Here is an 18,330-nt window from a genome sequence, read left to right as displayed (position 1 = left end):
TCTCAGCTCCGGCTGGCGTCGCGATGCGCCAGCATGTCGAGAAAGAGGGTGGCGGCGAGCAGATCGGCCGCGCCGCCAGGCGATGCGTTCAACGACAGCAGTTCGCTCTCGAGCGCGTCGAGCGCGACGCGGCCCGCGGCCGTCGAACTGCCGCCCGCGTCGAGCACACGCCGCGCGCCGCGCTGGCCGGCATGCAAGCCGGCGAGGCCGGCGCGATGCAGCAGGCAGGTGTCGTCGAGCGTGCTCATGATGGCGAGCAGCGCGTCGATGCGCGCGGTGGTTTCGTCGAGCTGGCGTGCGCGCGCCGCGTGCAAGGCGGGCAGGCCGACGTCGAGTGCATGCGGAAAGCCGTCCTGCGCTTCGCGCCGCGCGCCGCCGACCTGATAGCGCTGACGCGCGCGTTCGCCGTGGCTGTCGGACGAAGCGGCGAAGCGGTCCGGGAAGCAGGCGATCTGCGCGGCCAGCGTGCAGACGCGCGAGGTATCCACATCGTTAGGATTGCCAGCCAGGTGCGAGCGGGCGGACGGACTCGACGACGTGTCGAGCGCGGCGCCGGCCACCAGCAGGCCGATGATCCAGATCGCGCCGCGATGCGCATTGCTGCCGCCCGTCGCGTGCATCATGTCCTGTTCGCCCGCGCGGCCGATCTGCGCGAGCTCGGTGCGCAGCAGCGCCGACGGTTCGCCGCGGCGGCGCGCCGTGCGCGCCAGCGCCGCGAAAGTGGGTTCGAGCGCGTGCGCGGAGCGCCGCATGATCGGGAGATCGAGGTCGCGATGCGCGCCGCTGCCGCGTCGGTCGACGAGCGCGGGCTTCGGCGTGAGCTCGGCTTCGTCGATCAGCGCGGTGATCGCGTTGCGCGCGAGTTGGGTGTCGGAAAACGGTGGGGCCGCCATCGGCGCGGCCGGCAATGTATCGCACGCCTCGCCCGAGACCGAAGCAACCGGCGCGTCCAACCGTTCGAGAAGAGCCGCCGCGGACGCCATCGTCACCAGCTCCGGAAGCGCGCGGGCGGTGCGTACAGTCCGCCCGACCACGTGACCAGATCGTCGATGCTGCGCGCCGCGAGCAGCGAACGCTTCGCTTCGCCGCGCCGGATGCCGAGATCTTCCGGATACGCGACGATGCCGCGCCGGCGCAATTCCGCGGTTTTCTCGGGCTTCGCGCGCAGACCGATCGGCGTAACACCGGCCACCGCGGCGAGCGCCGCGCGCCGTTCGTCGATGCCCTCGGCCTTGTGCAGGTGCGCGATGCCTTCTTCGGTGACCACATGGCTCACGTCGTCGCCGTAGATCATCACCGGCGCGATCGGCATGCCGCTTTTGGCGCCGACGGCGACCGCGTCGAGTTCATCGACGAAGGTCGGCTCGCCGCCTTTCTTGTACGTCTCGGCCAACTGCACGACCAGCTTCTGGCCACGCGACACCGCGCCGTCGCCCTTCAGCAGCTTCAGCCACGCCTCGCTCGAATGACGCCGGCCGCGCGGATCGTGGCCCATGTTCGGCGCGCCGCCGAAACCGGCCAGCCGCCCGCGCGTGACCGTCGACGAATTCGCGTCCGCGTCGATCTGCAACGTCGAGCCGATGAACAGATCGACGCCGTACTGTCCGGCCAACTGGCACAGCACGCGGTTCGAGCGCAGGCTGCCGTCGTTGCCGGTGAAGAACACATCGGGGCGCGCCTCGATATACGCCTCCATGCCGACCTCGCTGCCGAAGCAGTGGATGCTGTCGACCCAGCCCGATTCGATCGCGGGGATCATCGTGGGGTGCGGATTGAGCGTCCAGTTGCGGCAGATCTTGCCCTTGAGGCCGAGCGATTCGCCGTAGGTGGGCAGCAGCAGTTCGATCGCCGCGGTATCGAAGCCGATGCCGTGATTCAGCGACGTGACCCCGTACGGCTCGTAGATGCCGCGAATCACCATCATCGCGGTCAGCACCTGCAAGTCGCCGATATGGCGCGGATCGCGCGTGAACAGCGGCTCGACCGCGTACGGCCGGTCCGCCTGCACGACCACGTCGACCCACGAACCCGGAATATCGACACGCGGCAGTTCGTCGACGACCTCGTTGACCTGCACGATCACGATGCCGTGACGGAACGCGGCGGCCTCGGCGATGGTGGGGGTGTCCTCGGTATTCGGGCCGGTGTACAGATTGCCGTGACGGTCGGCCTGTTCCGCGCACAACAGCGCGACGTGCGGGCTCAGGTCGACGAACATGCGCGCATACAGCTCGACGTAGGTATAGATCGCGCCGATTTCGAGCTGGCCGTCTTCGAGCAGTTGCGCGACGCGCAGACTCTGCGGCCCCGCGAACGAAAAGTCGACCTTGTGCGCGATGCCGCGCTCGAACAGCGTCAGATGCTCAGGACGGCTAATGCTCGAAATCAGCAGATGCACGTCGTGCAGCTTGTGTGGATCGACCTGGGCGAGCGAGCGCGACAGGAAGTCGGCCTGCTTCTGGTTGTCGCCTTCGAGCGCGACGCGCTCGCCGGGCTGGATCAGCGTTTCGAGCGCATCGACGATACGGTGCGACGGCAGCACGCCGTCTTCGAGCCACGGCGCGATGGCCGCGAGGCGGCGGTTCTTTTCGTCGCGGCGGGTCGTCCATGAGCGAGCCGTGGACGGCGATGCGGTGGCGTGGGCGGGGTGGTTCATCGGCTCGGTCATCGGCTGGGTCAGCTCCCGGTGGTGACGCGCGGGCGTCGGCCGCGCGGCTTCGGTTGATGCGCAAGCGCGGCTTCTTCGCGCGCGCGCTCGGTCAGGAAACGATGCAGCAGCTCGCCGGTGCCGAGCAGATGCGAGACGACCAGCGACTGCGCGGCCGCGATATCGCGGCGCTCGACCGCGTCGAGCAGCGCGGCGTGCTCGGTGTCGGACTCGCCCTTGTACGACGGCAAGCCGAACTTCAGGCGCAGATAGCGTTCGCCGCGCCGGTGCAGCAGCTCGATCATGTCCTCGAGCTGCGGCCGCCCGGCGGGCGCGTAAAGGCTCATGTGAAACGCGGCATTGCGCGCGACGTAGAGCGATGGGTCCGCTTCGAGCTCGGCGGCGCGGCACAACTCCGCGGCCTCGCGCAACGTCGCGGCGGAGTGATTAGGAATCGCGAGGCCGAGCGCGAGACTTTCGAGCGCGGAGCGGATCTCGTAGATCTCGCGCGCTTCGTCGGCGGACAGCGGCGCGACCGTCGCGCCTTTATGCACCGCCGCGCGGGCCCAGCCCTCGCTTTCGAGCTGGCGCAGGGCCTCGCGCACAGGAATTGCGCTCACGGAGAAATGCCGGGCGATCGCGTCCTGTCGCAACGGTGCGCCAGGCGCGAGCGTACCGTCGACGATCGCCGCGCGCAGCGCCTCCGCGATCACGTGCGAGGTGCTCTCGCGCGGCGCGGCAGCCGGAAGAAGTGAACCGTGCATGGGGGCATCCAGGGGAAAACCTTCAGTTGCGTGACTCATGATATCAAATATTATATATAAAAAGACGCGCATTTCAGCGCGGGCAAACCCGGAAGAGTTTTCACGAACCGTCCCCGCGAGTGCCCCCGCCGTCCTCTGAATTAGTTGTATGAGGACATCGCCGATCAATCAACGTCGGCGATTCGCTTCCGAGCGCGCTTGTCGTTCTTCGTGACGTTCAACCATCGTAGGCTGGAGGAGCATGATGAATACACTGTCCGATCGACGAGGGGTCGCGCGTCGTCAGCGCACACCGCTCAATCGTTCGCAGATCGCCGGGTTCTGGGGCGCGTGGGCCGGCTGGACCCTTGACGGCATGGACTCGTTCATTTACGCGCTGGTGCTCACGCCCGCGCTGACCGAGCTGCTGCCGCGTTCGGGCTTCGCGGCGACGCCATCGAACGTCGGCCTCGCGGGCTCGATCCTGTTCGCGTTGTTTCTGGTCGGTTGGGGGCTGTCCTTCATCTGGGGACCGCTCGCGGATCGGTTCGGCCGCACTAAAGTCCTCGCCGCGACGATCTTCACGTTCGCGATCTTCACCGGGCTTGCAGCGACCTCGACCAATGTGTGGCAACTGGGTATTTATCGCTTTATCGCGGGCGTCGGGATCGGTGGCGAATGGGCGCTGGCGGGGACTTACGTTGCTGAGGCGTGGCCCGAGGATCGCCGCAAGATGGGCGCCGGTTATCTGCAGACCGGCTACTACGCGGGCTTCTTTCTCGCGGCCGCGCTCAACTACACGGTCGGCGTGCATTTCGGCTGGCGCGCGATGTTCCTGACCGGCGCGGTGCCGGTCGTCGTCGCGATTCTGATTCTGCTGCGCGTGAAGGAGCCGGAGAAGTGGCAGAAGGCCGACGCCAAGACGGTGCGCGTGAAGCCGCTGCGCGAGATCCTCGGACCGGCTTACCGTCGTCGCACGTGGGTCGCCTGTATTCTGCTGACGATCGCGATCATCGGATTGTGGGCGGGCGCCGTGTACGAGCCGTCCGCGGTGATCCAGCTCGCGACGCGCGCCGGCATGTCGAAGGGCGATTCGATTCGCACTGCGTCGATCGCGACCGGCATCCTGTCGATCGGCACGATCCTCGGGTGTCTCGCGCTGCCGCCGCTCGCCGAGCGCATCGGCCGCAAGATGACGCTCGCGGTGTACTTCGCGGGGATGGCGGTGTCGATCGCGTCGAGCTTCGGCTGGGCGTTCTATCTGCCGAACGGACTCGTGCCGTTTATCGCGTGGCTGTTCGTGCTCGGCTTTTTCGGCGGCAACTTCGCGCTGTTCAGCCTGTGGCTGCCCGAGCAGTTCGAAACCCGCGTGCGCGCGACCGCGTTTGCGTTCTGCACGTCGTTTGGACGATTCGTCGGCGCGGGCGTCAACTTCATGCTCGGCGCGGCGGTGTTGCATATGCACACGCTCGGCGTGCCGGTCGCGTTGACCGCGCTGGCCTTCGTGGTCGGCCTGTTCGTGATCCCGTTCGCGCCGGAGACGCGCGGCGAGGTTCTCCCTCAGTGAGAGCGGGGTGGGGCGCGCTTCACTTCGCGTGACTGCGCGCCCGCCCGTTCGGATTCAGCAACGTGAGCAACGGCCAGCCGAGATTGACGCCGAGACTTGCGGCGACGATCAGCGCCATGCCGGCAAGTTGCGACAGCGTCAGCGCGCGGCCGTACACGAGCGCATCCACCACGATCGCGGTCAGCGGATAAACGAACAGCAGCACCGCGATCACGGGCGTGGTGAGCTTGGGCAGCGCGCCGTAAATCAGCACGTACGACAATCCCGTGTGCAGCACGCCCATGCCGATCAGCCAGAACCATTGCATCGGACCGATATGCGTGAGCGTCAACGGCGCGATCAGCGGCGCAATCAGCGGCAGGCAGATCACGCCGACCGCGCATTGCGCGAGCGTCAGCAGATGCGGGCGCAATTCGCCGAGACTCTTCGCGATCAGCGTGACGCTCGCATACAGCAGCGAGCCGAGCAGCGCTTCGCTCAAGCCGATCAGATAACTGGTGTGGCCTTGCAGATTGCCGGCGGCGAGCACGCCCGACGCGAGCACGAGTCCGACGAACGCGGTCGCGATCCAGCCGAGCCGGTCCGCGCCGAGCCGCTCGTTGAACAGCGCCGCGCCGATTAGCACGACCCAGAACGGCTGCACATGAAACACGACGGTCGCGACCGCAATGCTGGTGCGATGAATCGCATCGAAGAAGCCGACCCATTGCGTGACCATCAGCACGCCCGAGATCAGCGCGAGCGTGACCGTGCGGCGCGTGAACTGCGTGCGCGTGAAAAAGCCCTTCCACGCGCAATACGCGGCCAGCGACAGAAAGCCGAACAGGCAGCGGAAGAACACGAGCGTCAACGCATCGAGCCGCGCTTCCTCGACGAACACGCCGATCGTGCCCATCAGCAGGCCGCCGCTCGCCAGCGTGATCGCGCCTTGTTGACGTGAGGTGAGGGACATGCGCAACGACTCCATAAGATAGTGCCTGGAAGTATTGCGCCGCTTGCGGGCTTATCACAAACGAATTAAATTGAGAAATTCCATAAGCCTGGTTGATAAATCGTGAACCCTGAATTCGACGTCGATCTATTGCGCAGCTTCGTCGCGGTGGTGGAGGCGGGCAGCTTCACGAAGGCGGCGGCGAGCGTGCATCGCTCGCAGGCGGCGGTCAGCATGCAGATCAAGCGGCTCGAAACGATGCTCGGCACGACGCTGTTCGCGCGCAACACGCGCAACCTGGCGCTGACGCGGCCGGGCAATACGCTGCTCGAATACGCGCGGCGCGCGCTTGCCTTGCAGGAGGAGGCATGGTCGGCGATCGTGCGGCCCGAAGTGACCGGGCGGGTGGTGCTCGGCGCACCGGACGACTACGTGTCGTCGTTGCTCTCGCCGGTGTTGCGGCGGTTCGCGACGCTCTATCCGCGCGTCGAGATCGAAATCGTCTGTGCGCAAAGCACGGCGCTCGCGCCGATGCTCGCCGACAACAAGATCGACCTCGCCTTCGTCACGCGCGACCACAAGCTGCGCGGCGAATTCGTGCGCAGCGAGCCGATGGTGTGGGTGGGGGCGTCGGTCGATACGCCGGTGTTGAAGACCTCGCCGTTGCCGGTGGGCTTGTACGAGCCGGGCTGTGTCGCGCGTCAGCACACGCTGGCCGCACTGGATGGCGCGCGCATCCGTTATCGCGCGGCGTTCAGCAGCGCGAGTCTGATGGGGCTCGTCGCGACCGTGGATGCCGGTTTGTCGGTGATTGCGCTGACGCGATGCAGCGTGCCGGCGCGGCTCGCGATTCTCGGTGAAGCGCAAGGCCTGCCGAAGATCGCGCCGCTCGAAATCGTCGTCGCGCGCAGTGCGAAATCGGATCGGCCGACCTGCGATTATCTGGCGCAGCAGATGGTGCAGGATCTGTCGTTGCGGTAGTCGAGAACGCCAGCCCTTGCGGCTCAGGCACGCGAATAAGCCGTCACTTCTCCCTCGACCGCGAGCCGCACGCGCTCGCCCGGCCGCGGGCACAGATAACCGGGCACGCGCGCGCGCACCATCGTGCGCGTGGCGGACTGCAATTGCAGCGCGACGCTCGCGTCCTGCCCCTGGAAGATCACATCGGTGACGAGCGCGTCGTGCGCGGCACCTGTGCGCGCGATTTCATCGGCGCGCAGCAGGCGGATCTGCTCGGGACGCAACATCACGTCGACCGCGCCGTTGCCAACGGGCGCGACCAGCGCAAGCTCGCCGAGCTCGCAACTCGCGCGACCCTGTTGCGCGACGCCCGGCAACAACACCGCCTCGCCGACGAACGAGGCGAGCTCGCGCGTCACCGGCCGACGGTACAGCGCTTCGGGCGTCGCGGTCTGGATCAGCTTGCCGTTCCAGAGCACCGCGACTTCATGCCCGAGCGACAACGCTTCGGACTGGTCGTGCGTGACCAGCACGGCCGTCGCGCCGGCCGCCGCGAGCGCACTCGCGACCGCCTGGCGTGTTTCGAGGCGCAACGCGGCATCGAGCGACGAGAACGGCTCGTCGAGCATGACCAGCGTCGGCGCCGGGGCGAGCGCACGCGCGAGCGCGACACGCTGTTGTTGACCGCCCGACAACTGCTGCGGCGCGCGCTCGCCGAACTGCGCGGGCAGGCCGACCAGCTCCAGCAGCTCGGCGACGCGATGGCGCGCGCGGCGCTGCGCGCGCGGCAGGCCGAACACGATGTTGTCGGCGACCGACAGATGCGGAAACAGCGCGCCTTCCTGCGGCACATAGCCGATGCGGCGCTGCTCCGACGGCACGTGCAGGTTGTCGCCGACCACGCGCCGCCCGTCGATCTCGACACTGCCGCCGTCCGCGCGTTCGAAGCCGCACAGGAGGCGCAGCAGCGTGGTCTTGCCGCTGCCCGAAGGTCCCAGCAGCGCGAGCAGCGTGCCGCGCTCGACTGAAAGATCGATGCCGTGCAGCACCGGATGACCGTCGAACGATTTCTGCAGTCCGCGGATACGAAGTTCGCTCATGAAAATTCGAAGGAGGTCGAAGAAAGGCAGCGGTAAAAATCCGGGCGCGTGCTAGCCGCGCTCGCCGAGCAGCGCCGAGCGGCCCAGCAGCGCGAACAGCAGCCCCGAGGCGAACAGCGAGATGCCGGTCAGCAGCGCCGCATAGGGCGCGGCGGCGGCGAACGCCATCGTCGAGGTATCGGCCCACACCTGGGTCGCGAGCGTTTGGGTGTCGAGCGGCGAGAGCAGCAGCGTGGCGTTCAGCTCGGTGACGACCGAGATGAATACCATCGCCGCGGCCGCGCCGAGCCCGGGGCCGGCGAGCGGCAGGACTACGCGTACGAGCGTCTGCGTCCAGTTCAGGCCGAGCGCACGCGCGGTTTCCTCGAGACGCGGTTGCGCCTGCATGAACGCGGCGCGCACGCTGACGAGCGCGACCGGCATGAACAGGATTGCGTAAGCGACGACCAGCAGCGTCGCGCTCTGATAAAGCGGCTGGAGCGCATGCACCGCGAGCGACACGATCGCGAGCGCAATCACGAGCCCCGGCACGCCTTGCGCGAGAAACACGGTGCGCTCGAACAGCGTCGCGAAACGCGTCGGATAACGCACCAGCAAGAACGCGAGCGGCACGACCAGCAGCGTGGTCAACGCGGCGGCGGCGAGGCCGAAACCGAGCGACGACAGCGTCGCGTTCCATAGCAACTCGGGCGAGACATCGGCGGGCGTCACGGCGGCCGCGCCCGGCTGCGTGAGCCAGAAGCCGATCATGCCGAGCGGCACGCCGAGCGTCGCGAGCGTCAGCAGCGCAAAGCCCGCGACGACGAGCCAGCGCCACGCGCCGAGCTGGTAGCGCAGCACCGCGCGACGGGTGCCGCGATCGACGCGCTCATAGCGCGCCGCGCCGCGCACGCGAAACTCGAACGCGAGCACGACGAGGCAGATCACGATCAGCAGACAGGCGAGCAGCGATGCGCCGCCACCGTCGAAACTGGTGCGGAATTCCGCGTAGATCTGCGTGGTGAACGTACGAAAGCGCAGCAGCGTGAATGCGCCGAACTCCGATAGCACGCCGAGCGCGACCAGCAGCATGCCGCCGAGCAGCGCCGGCCGCAATTGCGGCAGCACGACGCGCACGAAGCTGGTCCAACGGTTGCAGCCGAGCGCGCGCGCGCTTTCCTCGAGTGCCGGGTCCATGCCGCGCAACGCGGCGGCGACCGGCAGATAGACGAGCGGAAAATAGGCGCAGCTCAGCACCAGCAGCGCGCCGTTGAAGTCCTGCAGGTCTTCGCTCAACGACACCCACGCATAGCTCGAAATGAACGCCGGCATCGCGAGCGGCGCGGCGCACAACACGGCCCATGCGCGCCGTCCGGGCAGATGCGTGCGTTCGACGAACCACGCGGCGGCCGTGCCGATCACGGCGCAGACCAGGGTGGTCGCGACGGTGATCATCACCGTGTTGACGAGCAGCTCGCCGACGAGCGGCCGCCAGATCAGATCGAGCGCGTCGCCGGGGCCGAAGCTCGCCGCGCGCCAGAACGTAAACGCAATCGGCAGCAGCACCAGCAAAGCGCTGAGTGCCGCCGCCGCAAACAGGCCACGCGGCGTGCGCGTACGCGCGGGCGCCGGGGCCGGGGGGACAGCCGGCGGACCGGCTGACAGTGCTTCGCTCATTTACAGCAGGCCTGCCTGACGCAGCAGCTTGCCGGCCTGGCTATCGTCGCCGAGCTGCTGGATCGTCAGCGTGGGCGGAGTCAGTTCGGCGAACGGCTTGAGGACCGGGTCCGGCGCGACGCCCGCGTGCAGCGGATACTCGAACATCACGTGGCTATTGGCCATCAGCTGCTGCGCGCGTTCGCTGACCAGATAGGCGAGAAACTTCTGCGCGCCGTCGGCGTTGTGCGCGGACTTCAGCACGGCCGCGCCCGATACGTTGACGAGCGCGCCAGCGTCGCCGTGGCCGAAGTGATAGATCGCACTGCGGGTTTTCGCATCGCCGAGTTCCGCATGCAGACGCGACCAGTAGTAGTTGTTGATCAGACCGGTCGCGACCCCGCCGCGATTGACCGCGGCGACCACGCCTTCGTCGTCGTCGAAGATCTGCGAGTTGGCTTTCAGGCCCTTCAGCCATGCGAGCGTCTGCTCTTCGCCCTTCAGTGCGAGCACGGCGCTCACGAGCGGCAGGAAGTCGCCGTCGCTCGGCGCGATGCCGATCTTGCCTTTCCATTCGGGCTTCGCGAGATCGAACAGCGAAGCGGGGAGCTGCGACGGCTGCAGCTTGGTCGTGTTGTACGCGAGCACGTTTTCACGCGCGGTCACCGCGACCCACACACCGCTCGGCGAGCTGTAACGCGCCGGCACCGCGGCGAGCGTCGCTTCGTCGACCTTCGCGAGCAGACCCTTTTCCTCGAGCAGCATCAGCTCGGGCGAGTTCTCCGTGAAGTACACGTCGGCGGGCGAGGCCGCGCCTTCCGCGACGATCTGCGCGGCGAGCGCCGGGCCTTCGCCGTTGCGGATTTTCACCGAGATGCCCGACTGCTTTTCGAAGTCCTTCGCGAGCAGATTGACGACCTGCTCGTGCTGCGCGTTGTACAGCGTGATCGACGCCGCATCGGCCGCCGACGGCATCGTCGCGAGCGCGGTGAGCGAGAGCGCGGCCACGCTGCCGAGCGCGCGCAGACGGGTGGCAAACCAGGAATAAGCCATGTTGCAGAAGTCCGTTTTGTTGGTGTTGAGTGGGCCAGGCGCTGCGCGCCCGGCGGTCTTCATCTGCTTCGTCACGCCTCGAACAGCCCCGCGCCGACATACGAACCCGGCTTCGCCCCTGGCGGCACGACGAAAATCGCGCTGCCGATGGGGGTCGTGAACTGGTTCATCATGTCGAACTTCGCGAGCCGGTCGTTGATCGGGATGAAGCCGGTGCGCGGGTCGCTCTGGTGCGCGATGAAAATCAGCCCCGCGTCGTACTCCGTTTCCTGGCGCCATGGCGGCCAGCGCTCGATATAGAAGTTCGTGCCTTCGTTGTACGAATACGAGCGGCGCAGAATCTGCGCGCCGTTGTTGCTCGCCTGATTCGATAGACGCACGTGCGAGTTCTCGGGGATCACCGGATTGCCGTCCTTGTCCTCGGCCTTCAGGTCCACCGCGTCGAATTCGTTCTTGCTGCCGATCGGCGCGCCGCTGTATTTGTGGCGGCCGAACACCTGCTCCTGGAAGCCGAGCTCGGTGTTGTCCCAGTGCTCGAGCGTGATGCGGATGCGGCGCACGACCGTGTAGGTGCCGCCTTCCATCCACGGCGCGTCGTCGGTGGCGCGGGCCCACACGAACTGGTTCATCAGTTCCGGCTTCGCGGTCGACGGATTGTTGGTGCCGTCCTTGAAGCCCATCAGATTGCGCGGCGTCTGACCGCGCGGTCCCGACAGGAAACCGGCCTGGCCCCAGCGCATCGTCGCGACGCCATAGGCGCGACGCGTCAGCTGACGCACCGCGTGAAACGCGACTTGCGCGTCGTTGGCGCATGCCTGGATGTACAGGTCGCCGCCGGTCTTCTCCTTGACGAGCTGATCGCCGTTGAAGCGCGGCAGATCGACGAGCGCGGCGGGGCGGCGCGAGGCGAGCCCGTAGCGGTCCTTGCCGTCCTTCGTGAAGAGGCCGGGGCCGAAGCCGAACGTGATCGTCAGACCGTTCGGGCCGAGGCCGAGCACATCGCCGGAATCGGGGGCGGGCTGATTGTTGCCGGCGTCGCCGCCGTCGCCGCTGGGCATCGCGAAGGCCGTGCCGCCTTGCGTGAGGCGCGCGGCGGCTTCGGTCCAGGTGCGCAGCAGGGCGATCACGTCGTCGCGCTTGTCGGTGGTCAGATCGAGCGCGGCGACGTAGGTGTGGCTCTGCTGCGGCGTGACGATGCCGCCTTGATGCGGGCCGTAGAACGGCTCGACCGCGAGTTGCGGATCGGCGTTCTGCGCGCTGTGCGCGGGCGCCTTCGCGAGCGCGGCTTGTGAGGTTGCCAGCCCGGCGCCGAGACTCGCGCCGGCCGCGACCGCGGCGCCGCCCGCTTTCAGGAAGCCGCGTCGTGACGGCCGTGGGGGTTGATCGTTTGTCATGGTCACTTCACCTTCTTGAAGCCTGCGCGGGTGTCGCTTACTTCGCGAGCACCAGGGTATTCACGTCGTCTTCGACGTAGTAGAAGCCGTCGCCTTCCGGCGTCATCGCGATACCGAACAGGTCGCCGTTGCCGGGGGGCGATTGCGCCTTGTCGGTATCGATCCAGCGTGCGTAGAGCTGCTTGCCGGTGGCGGGATCGATCTCGACGACCTGGCCGTTCAACGCGTTGGTCACGAGCAGGTGGCCGTTGGGCGCGGTGACCATCGCGAGCGGACGATGCAGTAGGCCGTCGGCGGTCAACTGGCGGCCGACGCCCGCGCTGGTGTCGCGCGTGAGCGGATCGTCGATCTCGGTGATGCGATTGCCAATCGCGTCGGACACGTACAGCAGTTTCTGATCGGCCGACAGCGCGAGCCCGGTCGGCCCGACGAGGAACACGCCCCGGTCGGCCTGCGCGCCGAAGCCGCTGCCGATCACGGTTTCCTTCTTCACGACGGGCGGCTTGCCTTCCGGCACGTCGAGGTCGAGGCGCAGCACGGTAGCCTGCTTGAACACGGGCGGATTGCCGTCCGCGCCGCCGACGCCGAAGCCCGCGTTACTGAGGAACAGCGTCGCGCTCGTGCCGTTGTCGACGACCGCCATGTTGCCCCACGGGTCGTTGATGTTCGGCGTCGAGATCGTCGAGGCGATCTTGCCCTGCGGGTCGATCACGATCAGGCAGCCGGCGCCTTTGGTGCCGGTCGTGCCGTCGTTGCTCGGCGTGCTGCCGACGATCACCCAGCCCGACTTCAGCATCGTCATCGCGGTCGACAGGCCGATGCCGCCCGGGCACTCCTTCAGGTCGCGCGGCACGGTCGCGAACACCGTCATCTGCTTGGTGTCCGGGTGATAGTTGATGATCGTGCTGCCGGTGCCTTGCAGGTTCGTCGAGTTGTTGAAGTTGCCGACCAGCACGTCGCCTTTCTTCACGGTGCCCGCGCTGACCGGCGCGACCACGATCGCGTACGGGTTCTGGTCGCCGTTATCGGGCACGGTGTTGATCAGCGTCGTGTGATGCTTGATGGTTTCAAGGAAGCCTTGCGGCTCGGCCTGCGCGCTCGCGGCGACCGCGAAGGCGGCGGCGCCGACGGTCGCGGCGAGCAGGGCCCGCGCGGCGCGCGGCGAAAACTTGCGCGTGAGTCGGTTCACGATTGGGCCTCCGTGAGGGCGCGCAAAGCGGGGATGACGGTGACGATCGAAAGCATGGAAGTGCTGGTCCGGTTACGTGGGTTTGCGTGTCAAAGCGTGGCGAGCGGCATCAGAAGTTGATGATGGTCCGTACGCCGACGACGAACGTATTGCGCAGCGGCTGCGTCGGATCGGTCGGATTCTGGCCGGCACCGGCGTTGAACGTGTATTGGGCGTCGGCCTGCAGTTGCCACCACGGATTGACCTGGTACTGGTAGGTCGCCTCGAGCGCGGTTTCGCTGGTGCGCACGCCGTACGGGGGACCGTTGAATGCCAGGAAGTCCTGATCAAGTCCGTTCACGTGATTGCCGATCTTGATGTAGGTCAGCGCGAGGCCGGCGCTGTCGTTGTCGCGGCCCTTGAACGGCGCCTTCAGCACGACGCCGAGGTTGGCCGCGAGGCTCACGAGGTTGCGATCGCCGGGCGCGCCCATCACGCGCGCGAACACGCCGAGGCTGCGCGGTTCGTCGGGGTCGGGGCGCCACACCATCTGGTCGGCGACCGCGTAGATGCTGTAGTTGCCGCTGTGATTCGCGGGAATGCCATTCGAGGCGGGATTCGCGAGCGACAACCCCATGGTGTCGAAACGCTGATCGGCGAACTTGTTGGTGTTGTACCAGACGCCGAGCTTGTAGGTGCCCGGCAGACCGCCGCCGCCCATGCCGACCATTTCGCCTTCGGCCGGCTGGTTGATCGAGTATTGCAACTCGCCGATCCACAACGCGCCGTTATGCAGGTTGAAGTTCGTGCCGCTCATGTTGTTCGGGTCGTTGCCGAGCGGATCGCCGGAGTACACGCCGGCGAGCGCGGTCAACGACGGCGTGATCTGGCCGCGCACGCGCACGCCGAGACCGGCGAGCGGATAGGCGGGACCGCCCGACGGCAGGTCGTACGAAGGCAGCGCGGGCCAGCCGAACATCGTGTTGAGGAACAGCGCCGCATACGTGCTCGTGATGAATTCCTGGTCGAGACTCTGCTGACCGATTTTCACGTCGACGCGCTTGTTCAGGAACGACTGCTGATACCAGAGTTCCCACAGACGCGTCGCGTCGTCGGCTTCGATCCCGCTCGCCGTGTTCAGCGTGCCGAGCTTGTTGGCGCTCAGGTTCGCGCCGTGAATCTGCAGCGCGCTGACGTTGAAGAGGCCACCCGGCAGACCGAACGCTTTTTGCGTATCCATCTGCAAGGTCGCGGTGGTCAGGCCGTCGTAATCCGCGCCGCGCGCGAGACCGCCGCGCAGATTGGCCAGCACTTCGCTGGTTTCGGTCAGCGTGAAGGTCATGCCGTACTTGCCGAGCCACGGACGCAGGCCGCCCATGTCGCCGAGCATTTGCTGACGATTCCAGAACCCGGTCCACTGGTTGGCCTGGGTTGCCTGAATCTGCAGGTCCGCTTCGGGCGCTTCCGGGTTGGCGTCGGGATTGGCTTCGGCCAGCGCCGAGTGGGCGGTCAACGAGGCCCACGCGAAGGCCGTGCACAGCGCGACGCGCCGCATCGAAGGCAAACGCGTACGATGAATTGCGCTGGTACGTGCTGAAGAATCGCAAAATGGACGTGCGCTGAGGCGCGGTCCAGTGAATTGGACGAACTTCATCGAAATCCTTATTAGTCTTGTTTCGATCGATGCGATCAATGCCAAAGCAGCAGATGGCGTGATCGTACGCAGGCCTATTGCGAGAGTCAACACAAATGAGAACGATTCTCATCAATATTACTGACATGTAATGCCTTGATTTACGGACTACGCGTAATCGGCATGAAAGCGTAATGAGGTATTAATAGTGATGTAATGAAATCGTATTGATGTGGTCAGACCGAACGTGCGAAAGGGCGAGTTGTCGAAGCACACGCATCACCCCGAAAGTCCCGATAAGGAGATCGAAATGAGCAAGCGCATTCTTCTGGTTTCGTTGCTGACGAGTGGCGGTCTGTTGTTGGGCGGCGCCGCGCATGCGCAGTTGAATCTGAAGCAGTTCGGCATCGGCGGGGGCGGCGACAATGCGGCGGCTGGCGGTGCGACGTCGGGCGGCGTGTCGCAGCTGTTGCAGAGCTACCTCGGCGCAAATCAGCAGGTGCTGAGCGGGCAATCGAGTCTCGCGTCCGCGATGGGCATGACGAGCGCGGCAGGCCAGGCGCAGCAGGCGGCGGGGCTGCTGAGCGGCGGCACGCCGTCGGTCAGTCAGTTGACGCAGGTCGGCAACACGCAGCAATCGCTGTCGCAGAAACTGACCGATGCGTTCACGAGTCAGGCAAGCAGCGGCGCATCGGCGACGCCGGTCAACAAGGAAGCGTTTACCGAAGGACTGTCGTCGCTCGGCAAGGGTGTGAGTCAGTATTCGAGCTTGCAGTCGGGGCTCGGCAGCATCGGTCAAATGAGTCCATCGTCGTTGCTGCAATCGGGCCTCAATCCGCAGACCGCGCAAACCGCTTCGTATATCGCGAAATCGGCGCCGGGGCAGTTGCAGTCTCTGATGTCGACGCTCAACTCGGCCGTGCAGTTCGCATCGAGCCACGGGATCACGGTGCCGTCGATCGCGACGTCGGCGTTGAAAGGGATGTAGCCGCGGCCGGTCTCGCGCCCAATGCCGCTATGATCGCGTCGAACCCGCAACCCAACCGGAATTCCGCCGATGTCCCACGCCATCAATCTGGAACGCTACTTCGCCCGCATCGGCTATCAAGGCCCGCATGCCGCCACGCTCGACGTGCTGCGGGCGATTCACCGGCTGCACCCCGAGGCGATCCCGTTCGAGAACCTGAACCCGCTGACGCGCCGGCCCGTCAGCCTCGAACTCGACGCCGTCGAACGCAAGCTCGTGACGGAAAAGCGCGGCGGCTACTGCTTCGAGCAGAACACGCTGCTGGCGAACGTGCTGATGCAACTTGGCTTCAAGGTGACGCCGCTGCTCGCGCGCGTCGTGTGGGGCCGCGAGCCCGGCACGATTGCGCCGCGCACGCATATGGTGCTGCGCGTCGATATCGAGGGCGAAGCATGGATCGCCGATGTCGGCTTCGGCGGCGTGACGCTGACGGCGCCGCTGCGTCTGACCGCCGGCCTCGCGCAGCCGATTCCGCTCGGCACGTTTCGTCTCGCCGACGCGGGGCACGACACCGTCTACCTCGAGGTGCAGACGCCCGACGAAAGCTGGACGCGCATCTATCACGTCGATCTGCGCGCAGCCGAATGGATCGACTATGAGACCTCGAACTGGTACACGTCGACATCGCCGGATTCGATCTTCGTGCACAACCTGCTGGTGTGCCGCGTGTTGCCCGAGTCGCGCCTCGCGCTGCTGAACGATCAGCTCAGCGAGCGCGACGGCGAAGGGCAACTCGTCAGCGAGCGACGCCTCGCGAGCGCCGCTGAACTCGCCGACTGTCTGCGCGAGCGCTTCGGTGTGAATCTGGAGGACATCGACATCGCCGACGTGTTCGAGCGCGTGCGCACGCGCGACGCGACCGCCTAGCCCGAGCGCACGAGGGAGCCGCCATGGTCGCGCGTCTGATCCTGCAATCGCTGGCGTGGCTCGCGTTCATGGGCGTGCTGCTGTTCGGCGCGGCCGGCACGCTCGCCTGGCCGGCCGCATGGTGGTATCTGCTCGAGCTGGCGGTATTGAGTCTATGGATCGGCTTGTGGCTTGCGCGTCACGATCCCGCGCTGCTCGCGGAGCGGCTCGCGCCGTTCGTGCAGGCGCAGCAGAGCCGCTGGGATCGTCTGTTCATGGTCGCGATCGGCACCGCGTGGTGCGGCTGGCTGATCCTGATGGGCTTCGACGCGATGCGCTTTCGCTGGTCCGCGCCGTTGCCGGCGTGGCTGATGGCCTTGGGCGCGCTGTGCGTGTTCCTGTGCATCTTCATGTGCCGCTTCGTGTTCCGCGCGAACAGCTATGCGGCGCCGGTCGTGAAGATCCAGGCGAGCCGCGGCCATCAGGTTGCCGACACCGGTCCTTACGCATACGTGCGTCATCCGATGTACGCGGCCGCGCTGGTGTTCTTCGTCGGCACGCCGCTGCTGCTCGGCTCGTGGTGGGGGCTCGTGGCGCCGCCCGTGATGGCCTACGGCATGGGCTGGCGGGCCGTGCGCGAGGAACGCCTGCTCGCCGGGCAGCTCGACGGCTACACGGCCTACATGGCGCGCGTGCGCTACCGTTTCGTGCCGTATATCTGGTAGCGCGTTGGGCTGGTACGGGCACCGCCGAACCGGGTAAGATTGGGCCCGGCCGCCGGAGATCCGGCCACGGTGTACCTCAAGTACCACCGGCGAACCACCGACGAGGTTTGGAGTGAAAACAACTATACAGGCGCACACAACGCCCGCCGCACAGGCCGAGCAGAAACAGCATGCCGCCGGGAGCGATCAGGATCGCGACACGCCGGTCAAGGCGATGCCCGCCTACGAGCAGATCAAACGCTACGTGCTTCAGCGCATCAGCGAGGGCGCCTGGAAACCGGGCGGACTGATCCCTTCTGAAACGGAGCTGGTCAAGGAGTTCGGCGTCGCGCGCATGACGGTGTCGCGCGCGCTGCGCGAGCTGACCACCGAGCGTGTGCTCACGCGCGTGCAAGGCTCGGGCACCTTCGTGGCGCCGCAGCGGTATGAATCGACGGTGCTGGAGATCCGCAATATCGCCGATGAAATCGCCGCGCGCGGTCATCGTCATTCGGCGCGCGTGCTGACGCTCGAACCGAGCGACGATGCCGAGGCGCTCGAAGCGCTCGGTCTCGCGAGCGGTCCCGCGTTTCATTCGTGCATCGTGCACAGCGAGGAGGGCGAGCCGATCCAGTACGAGGACCGCTTCGTCAATCCGAAGGTGTTCCCTGAATATCTGCAGCAGGATTTCTCGGTCGAGACGCCGAATCACTACATGGTGCGGCTCGCGCCCGTGCAGCGCGCGGAGTTTCGCATCTATGCGCAGAAGCCCGACGCCTACGTGCGGCGTCATCTGATGATGGAGATCGGCGAGCCGTGTCTGTTGCTGTGGCGGCGCACGTGGGTCGGCGAGAACGTCGCGACGTCGGTGCGGCTATGGCATCCGGCGTCGCGGTTTCATCTGGCGGGGACCGTTTAGTCC

The 18,330-nt window shown here is 66.6% G+C and carries 16 protein-coding genes; 6 read left to right on the top strand and 10 right to left on the bottom strand.

The annotated features are described in order from the left end of the window. Positions 1–2: 2 nt before the first annotated feature. The 3 genes from CI15_RS10920 to CI15_RS10910 are packed head-to-tail and all read right to left on the bottom strand — an operon-like array spanning position 3 to position 3,450. Positions 3–983: a triphosphoribosyl-dephospho-CoA synthase gene (locus CI15_RS10920; protein ID WP_062127559.1), complete on the bottom strand. Its 981-nt coding sequence runs from the start codon at positions 981–983 to the stop codon at positions 3–5. Positions 984–985: 2 nt separating this feature from the next. Next, positions 986–2,656, bottom strand: a complete 1,671-nt coding sequence (gene mdcA, locus CI15_RS10915; protein ID WP_062127678.1) for a malonate decarboxylase subunit alpha — start codon at positions 2,654–2,656, stop codon at positions 986–988. A 20-nt stretch (positions 2,657–2,676) separates the two neighbouring features. Next, the gene (locus CI15_RS10910; protein WP_062127557.1) at positions 2,677–3,450 is read right to left on the bottom strand and encodes a GntR family transcriptional regulator; all 774 of its coding nucleotides are present in this window, start codon (positions 3,448–3,450) and stop codon (positions 2,677–2,679) included. Positions 3,451–3,655: 205 nt separating this feature from the next. Here CI15_RS10910 and CI15_RS10905 point away from each other — a divergent pair, with 205 nt between their 5' ends. Further along, positions 3,656–4,957: an MFS transporter gene (locus CI15_RS10905; RefSeq protein ID WP_174543221.1), complete on the top strand. Its 1,302-nt coding sequence runs from the start codon at positions 3,656–3,658 to the stop codon at positions 4,955–4,957. Between the two features lie 19 nt (positions 4,958–4,976). Here CI15_RS10905 and CI15_RS10900 read toward each other — a convergent pair whose 3' ends face one another. Then, positions 4,977–5,909: a DMT family transporter gene (locus CI15_RS10900; protein WP_062127676.1), complete on the bottom strand. Its 933-nt coding sequence runs from the start codon at positions 5,907–5,909 to the stop codon at positions 4,977–4,979. A 102-nt stretch (positions 5,910–6,011) separates the two neighbouring features. On the opposite strand from CI15_RS10900, the gene CI15_RS10895 reads away from it, so the two are divergent. After that, positions 6,012–6,869, top strand: a complete 858-nt coding sequence (locus tag CI15_RS10895; protein ID WP_062127553.1) for a LysR family transcriptional regulator — start codon at positions 6,012–6,014, stop codon at positions 6,867–6,869. Positions 6,870–6,892: 23 nt separating this feature from the next. On the opposite strand, the gene CI15_RS10890 is transcribed toward CI15_RS10895, so the two are convergent. The 6 genes from CI15_RS10890 to CI15_RS10865 all read right to left on the bottom strand — a co-directional run bounded on the left by CI15_RS10890 (position 6,893) and on the right by CI15_RS10865 (position 14,852). After that, positions 6,893–7,948 (bottom strand): ABC transporter ATP-binding protein, encoded by a 1,056-nt coding sequence (locus tag CI15_RS10890; RefSeq protein WP_062127551.1) that lies wholly within the window; start codon positions 7,946–7,948, stop codon positions 6,893–6,895. Between the two features lie 51 nt (positions 7,949–7,999). After that, entirely contained in the window at positions 8,000–9,604 is a 1,605-nt protein-coding gene (locus CI15_RS10885) for an ABC transporter permease (protein WP_062127549.1), read from the bottom strand. After that, positions 9,605–10,636, bottom strand: coding sequence for an iron ABC transporter substrate-binding protein (locus CI15_RS10880; protein ID WP_062127673.1), 1,032 nt, complete (start codon positions 10,634–10,636; stop codon positions 9,605–9,607). Positions 10,637–10,707: 71 nt separating this feature from the next. Further along, positions 10,708–12,030: an iron uptake transporter deferrochelatase/peroxidase subunit gene (gene efeB / locus CI15_RS10875; RefSeq protein ID WP_062127547.1), complete on the bottom strand. Its 1,323-nt coding sequence runs from the start codon at positions 12,028–12,030 to the stop codon at positions 10,708–10,710. A gap of 37 nt (positions 12,031–12,067) precedes the next feature. Next, a complete protein-coding gene (locus tag CI15_RS10870) occupies positions 12,068–13,219 on the bottom strand; it encodes an NHL repeat-containing protein (protein WP_062127545.1) in 1,152 nt (383 codons plus the stop codon). Between the two features lie 109 nt (positions 13,220–13,328). Beyond that, positions 13,329–14,852 carry a carbohydrate porin gene (locus CI15_RS10865; protein WP_062127543.1) on the bottom strand — a complete coding sequence of 508 codons (1,524 nt, stop codon included), beginning with the start codon at positions 14,850–14,852 and terminating at the stop codon, positions 13,329–13,331. Positions 14,853–15,141: 289 nt separating this feature from the next. Here CI15_RS10865 and CI15_RS10860 point away from each other — a divergent pair, with 289 nt between their 5' ends. From CI15_RS10860 to hutC, 4 genes are all read left to right on the top strand, one after another. Beyond that, positions 15,142–15,819, top strand: coding sequence for a hypothetical protein (locus tag CI15_RS10860; protein ID WP_062127671.1), 678 nt, complete (start codon positions 15,142–15,144; stop codon positions 15,817–15,819). A gap of 69 nt (positions 15,820–15,888) precedes the next feature. Further along, positions 15,889–16,725 (top strand): arylamine N-acetyltransferase family protein, encoded by an 837-nt coding sequence (locus CI15_RS10855; RefSeq protein WP_062127541.1) that lies wholly within the window; start codon positions 15,889–15,891, stop codon positions 16,723–16,725. A 23-nt stretch (positions 16,726–16,748) separates the two neighbouring features. Continuing rightward, positions 16,749–17,429 carry a methyltransferase family protein gene (locus CI15_RS10850; RefSeq protein ID WP_062127538.1) on the top strand — a complete coding sequence of 227 codons (681 nt, stop codon included), beginning with the start codon at positions 16,749–16,751 and terminating at the stop codon, positions 17,427–17,429. Positions 17,430–17,541: 112 nt separating this feature from the next. After that, on the top strand, positions 17,542–18,327 hold the full coding sequence (gene hutC / locus CI15_RS10845; RefSeq protein WP_062127537.1) for a histidine utilization repressor: 786 nt from the start codon (positions 17,542–17,544) through the stop codon (positions 18,325–18,327). Positions 18,328–18,330 lie beyond the last annotated feature (3 nt).

The organism is Paraburkholderia monticola (assembly GCF_001580545.1).
Lineage (GTDB): Bacteria > Pseudomonadota > Gammaproteobacteria > Burkholderiales > Burkholderiaceae > Paraburkholderia > Paraburkholderia monticola.
Note: the sequence above shows the minus strand (reverse complement) of the source record. Positions and strands in the feature narration are given on the sequence as shown.

Coding starts and splice junctions, on each gene's coding strand:
- CI15_RS10920 (WP_062127559.1), bottom strand. CDS start 983: ATGGCGTCCGCGGCGGCTCTTCTCGAACGGTTGGACGCGCCGGTTGCT.
- mdcA (WP_062127678.1), bottom strand. CDS start 2,656: ATGAACCACCCCGCCCACGCCACCGCATCGCCGTCCACGGCTCGCTCA.
- CI15_RS10910 (WP_062127557.1), bottom strand. CDS start 3,450: ATGAGTCACGCAACTGAAGGTTTTCCCCTGGATGCCCCCATGCACGGT.
- CI15_RS10905 (WP_174543221.1), top strand. CDS start 3,656: ATGAATACACTGTCCGATCGACGAGGGGTCGCGCGTCGTCAGCGCACA.
- CI15_RS10900 (WP_062127676.1), bottom strand. CDS start 5,909: ATGTCCCTCACCTCACGTCAACAAGGCGCGATCACGCTGGCGAGCGGC.
- CI15_RS10890 (WP_062127551.1), bottom strand. CDS start 7,948: ATGAGCGAACTTCGTATCCGCGGACTGCAGAAATCGTTCGACGGTCAT.
- CI15_RS10885 (WP_062127549.1), bottom strand. CDS start 9,604: ATGAGCGAAGCACTGTCAGCCGGTCCGCCGGCTGTCCCCCCGGCCCCG.
- CI15_RS10880 (WP_062127673.1), bottom strand. CDS start 10,636: ATGGCTTATTCCTGGTTTGCCACCCGTCTGCGCGCGCTCGGCAGCGTG.
- efeB (WP_062127547.1), bottom strand. CDS start 12,030: ATGACAAACGATCAACCCCCACGGCCGTCACGACGCGGCTTCCTGAAA.
- CI15_RS10865 (WP_062127543.1), bottom strand. CDS start 14,852: ATGAAGTTCGTCCAATTCACTGGACCGCGCCTCAGCGCACGTCCATTT.
- CI15_RS10860 (WP_062127671.1), top strand. CDS start 15,142: ATGAGCAAGCGCATTCTTCTGGTTTCGTTGCTGACGAGTGGCGGTCTG.
- CI15_RS10855 (WP_062127541.1), top strand. CDS start 15,889: ATGTCCCACGCCATCAATCTGGAACGCTACTTCGCCCGCATCGGCTAT.
- CI15_RS10850 (WP_062127538.1), top strand. CDS start 16,749: ATGGTCGCGCGTCTGATCCTGCAATCGCTGGCGTGGCTCGCGTTCATG.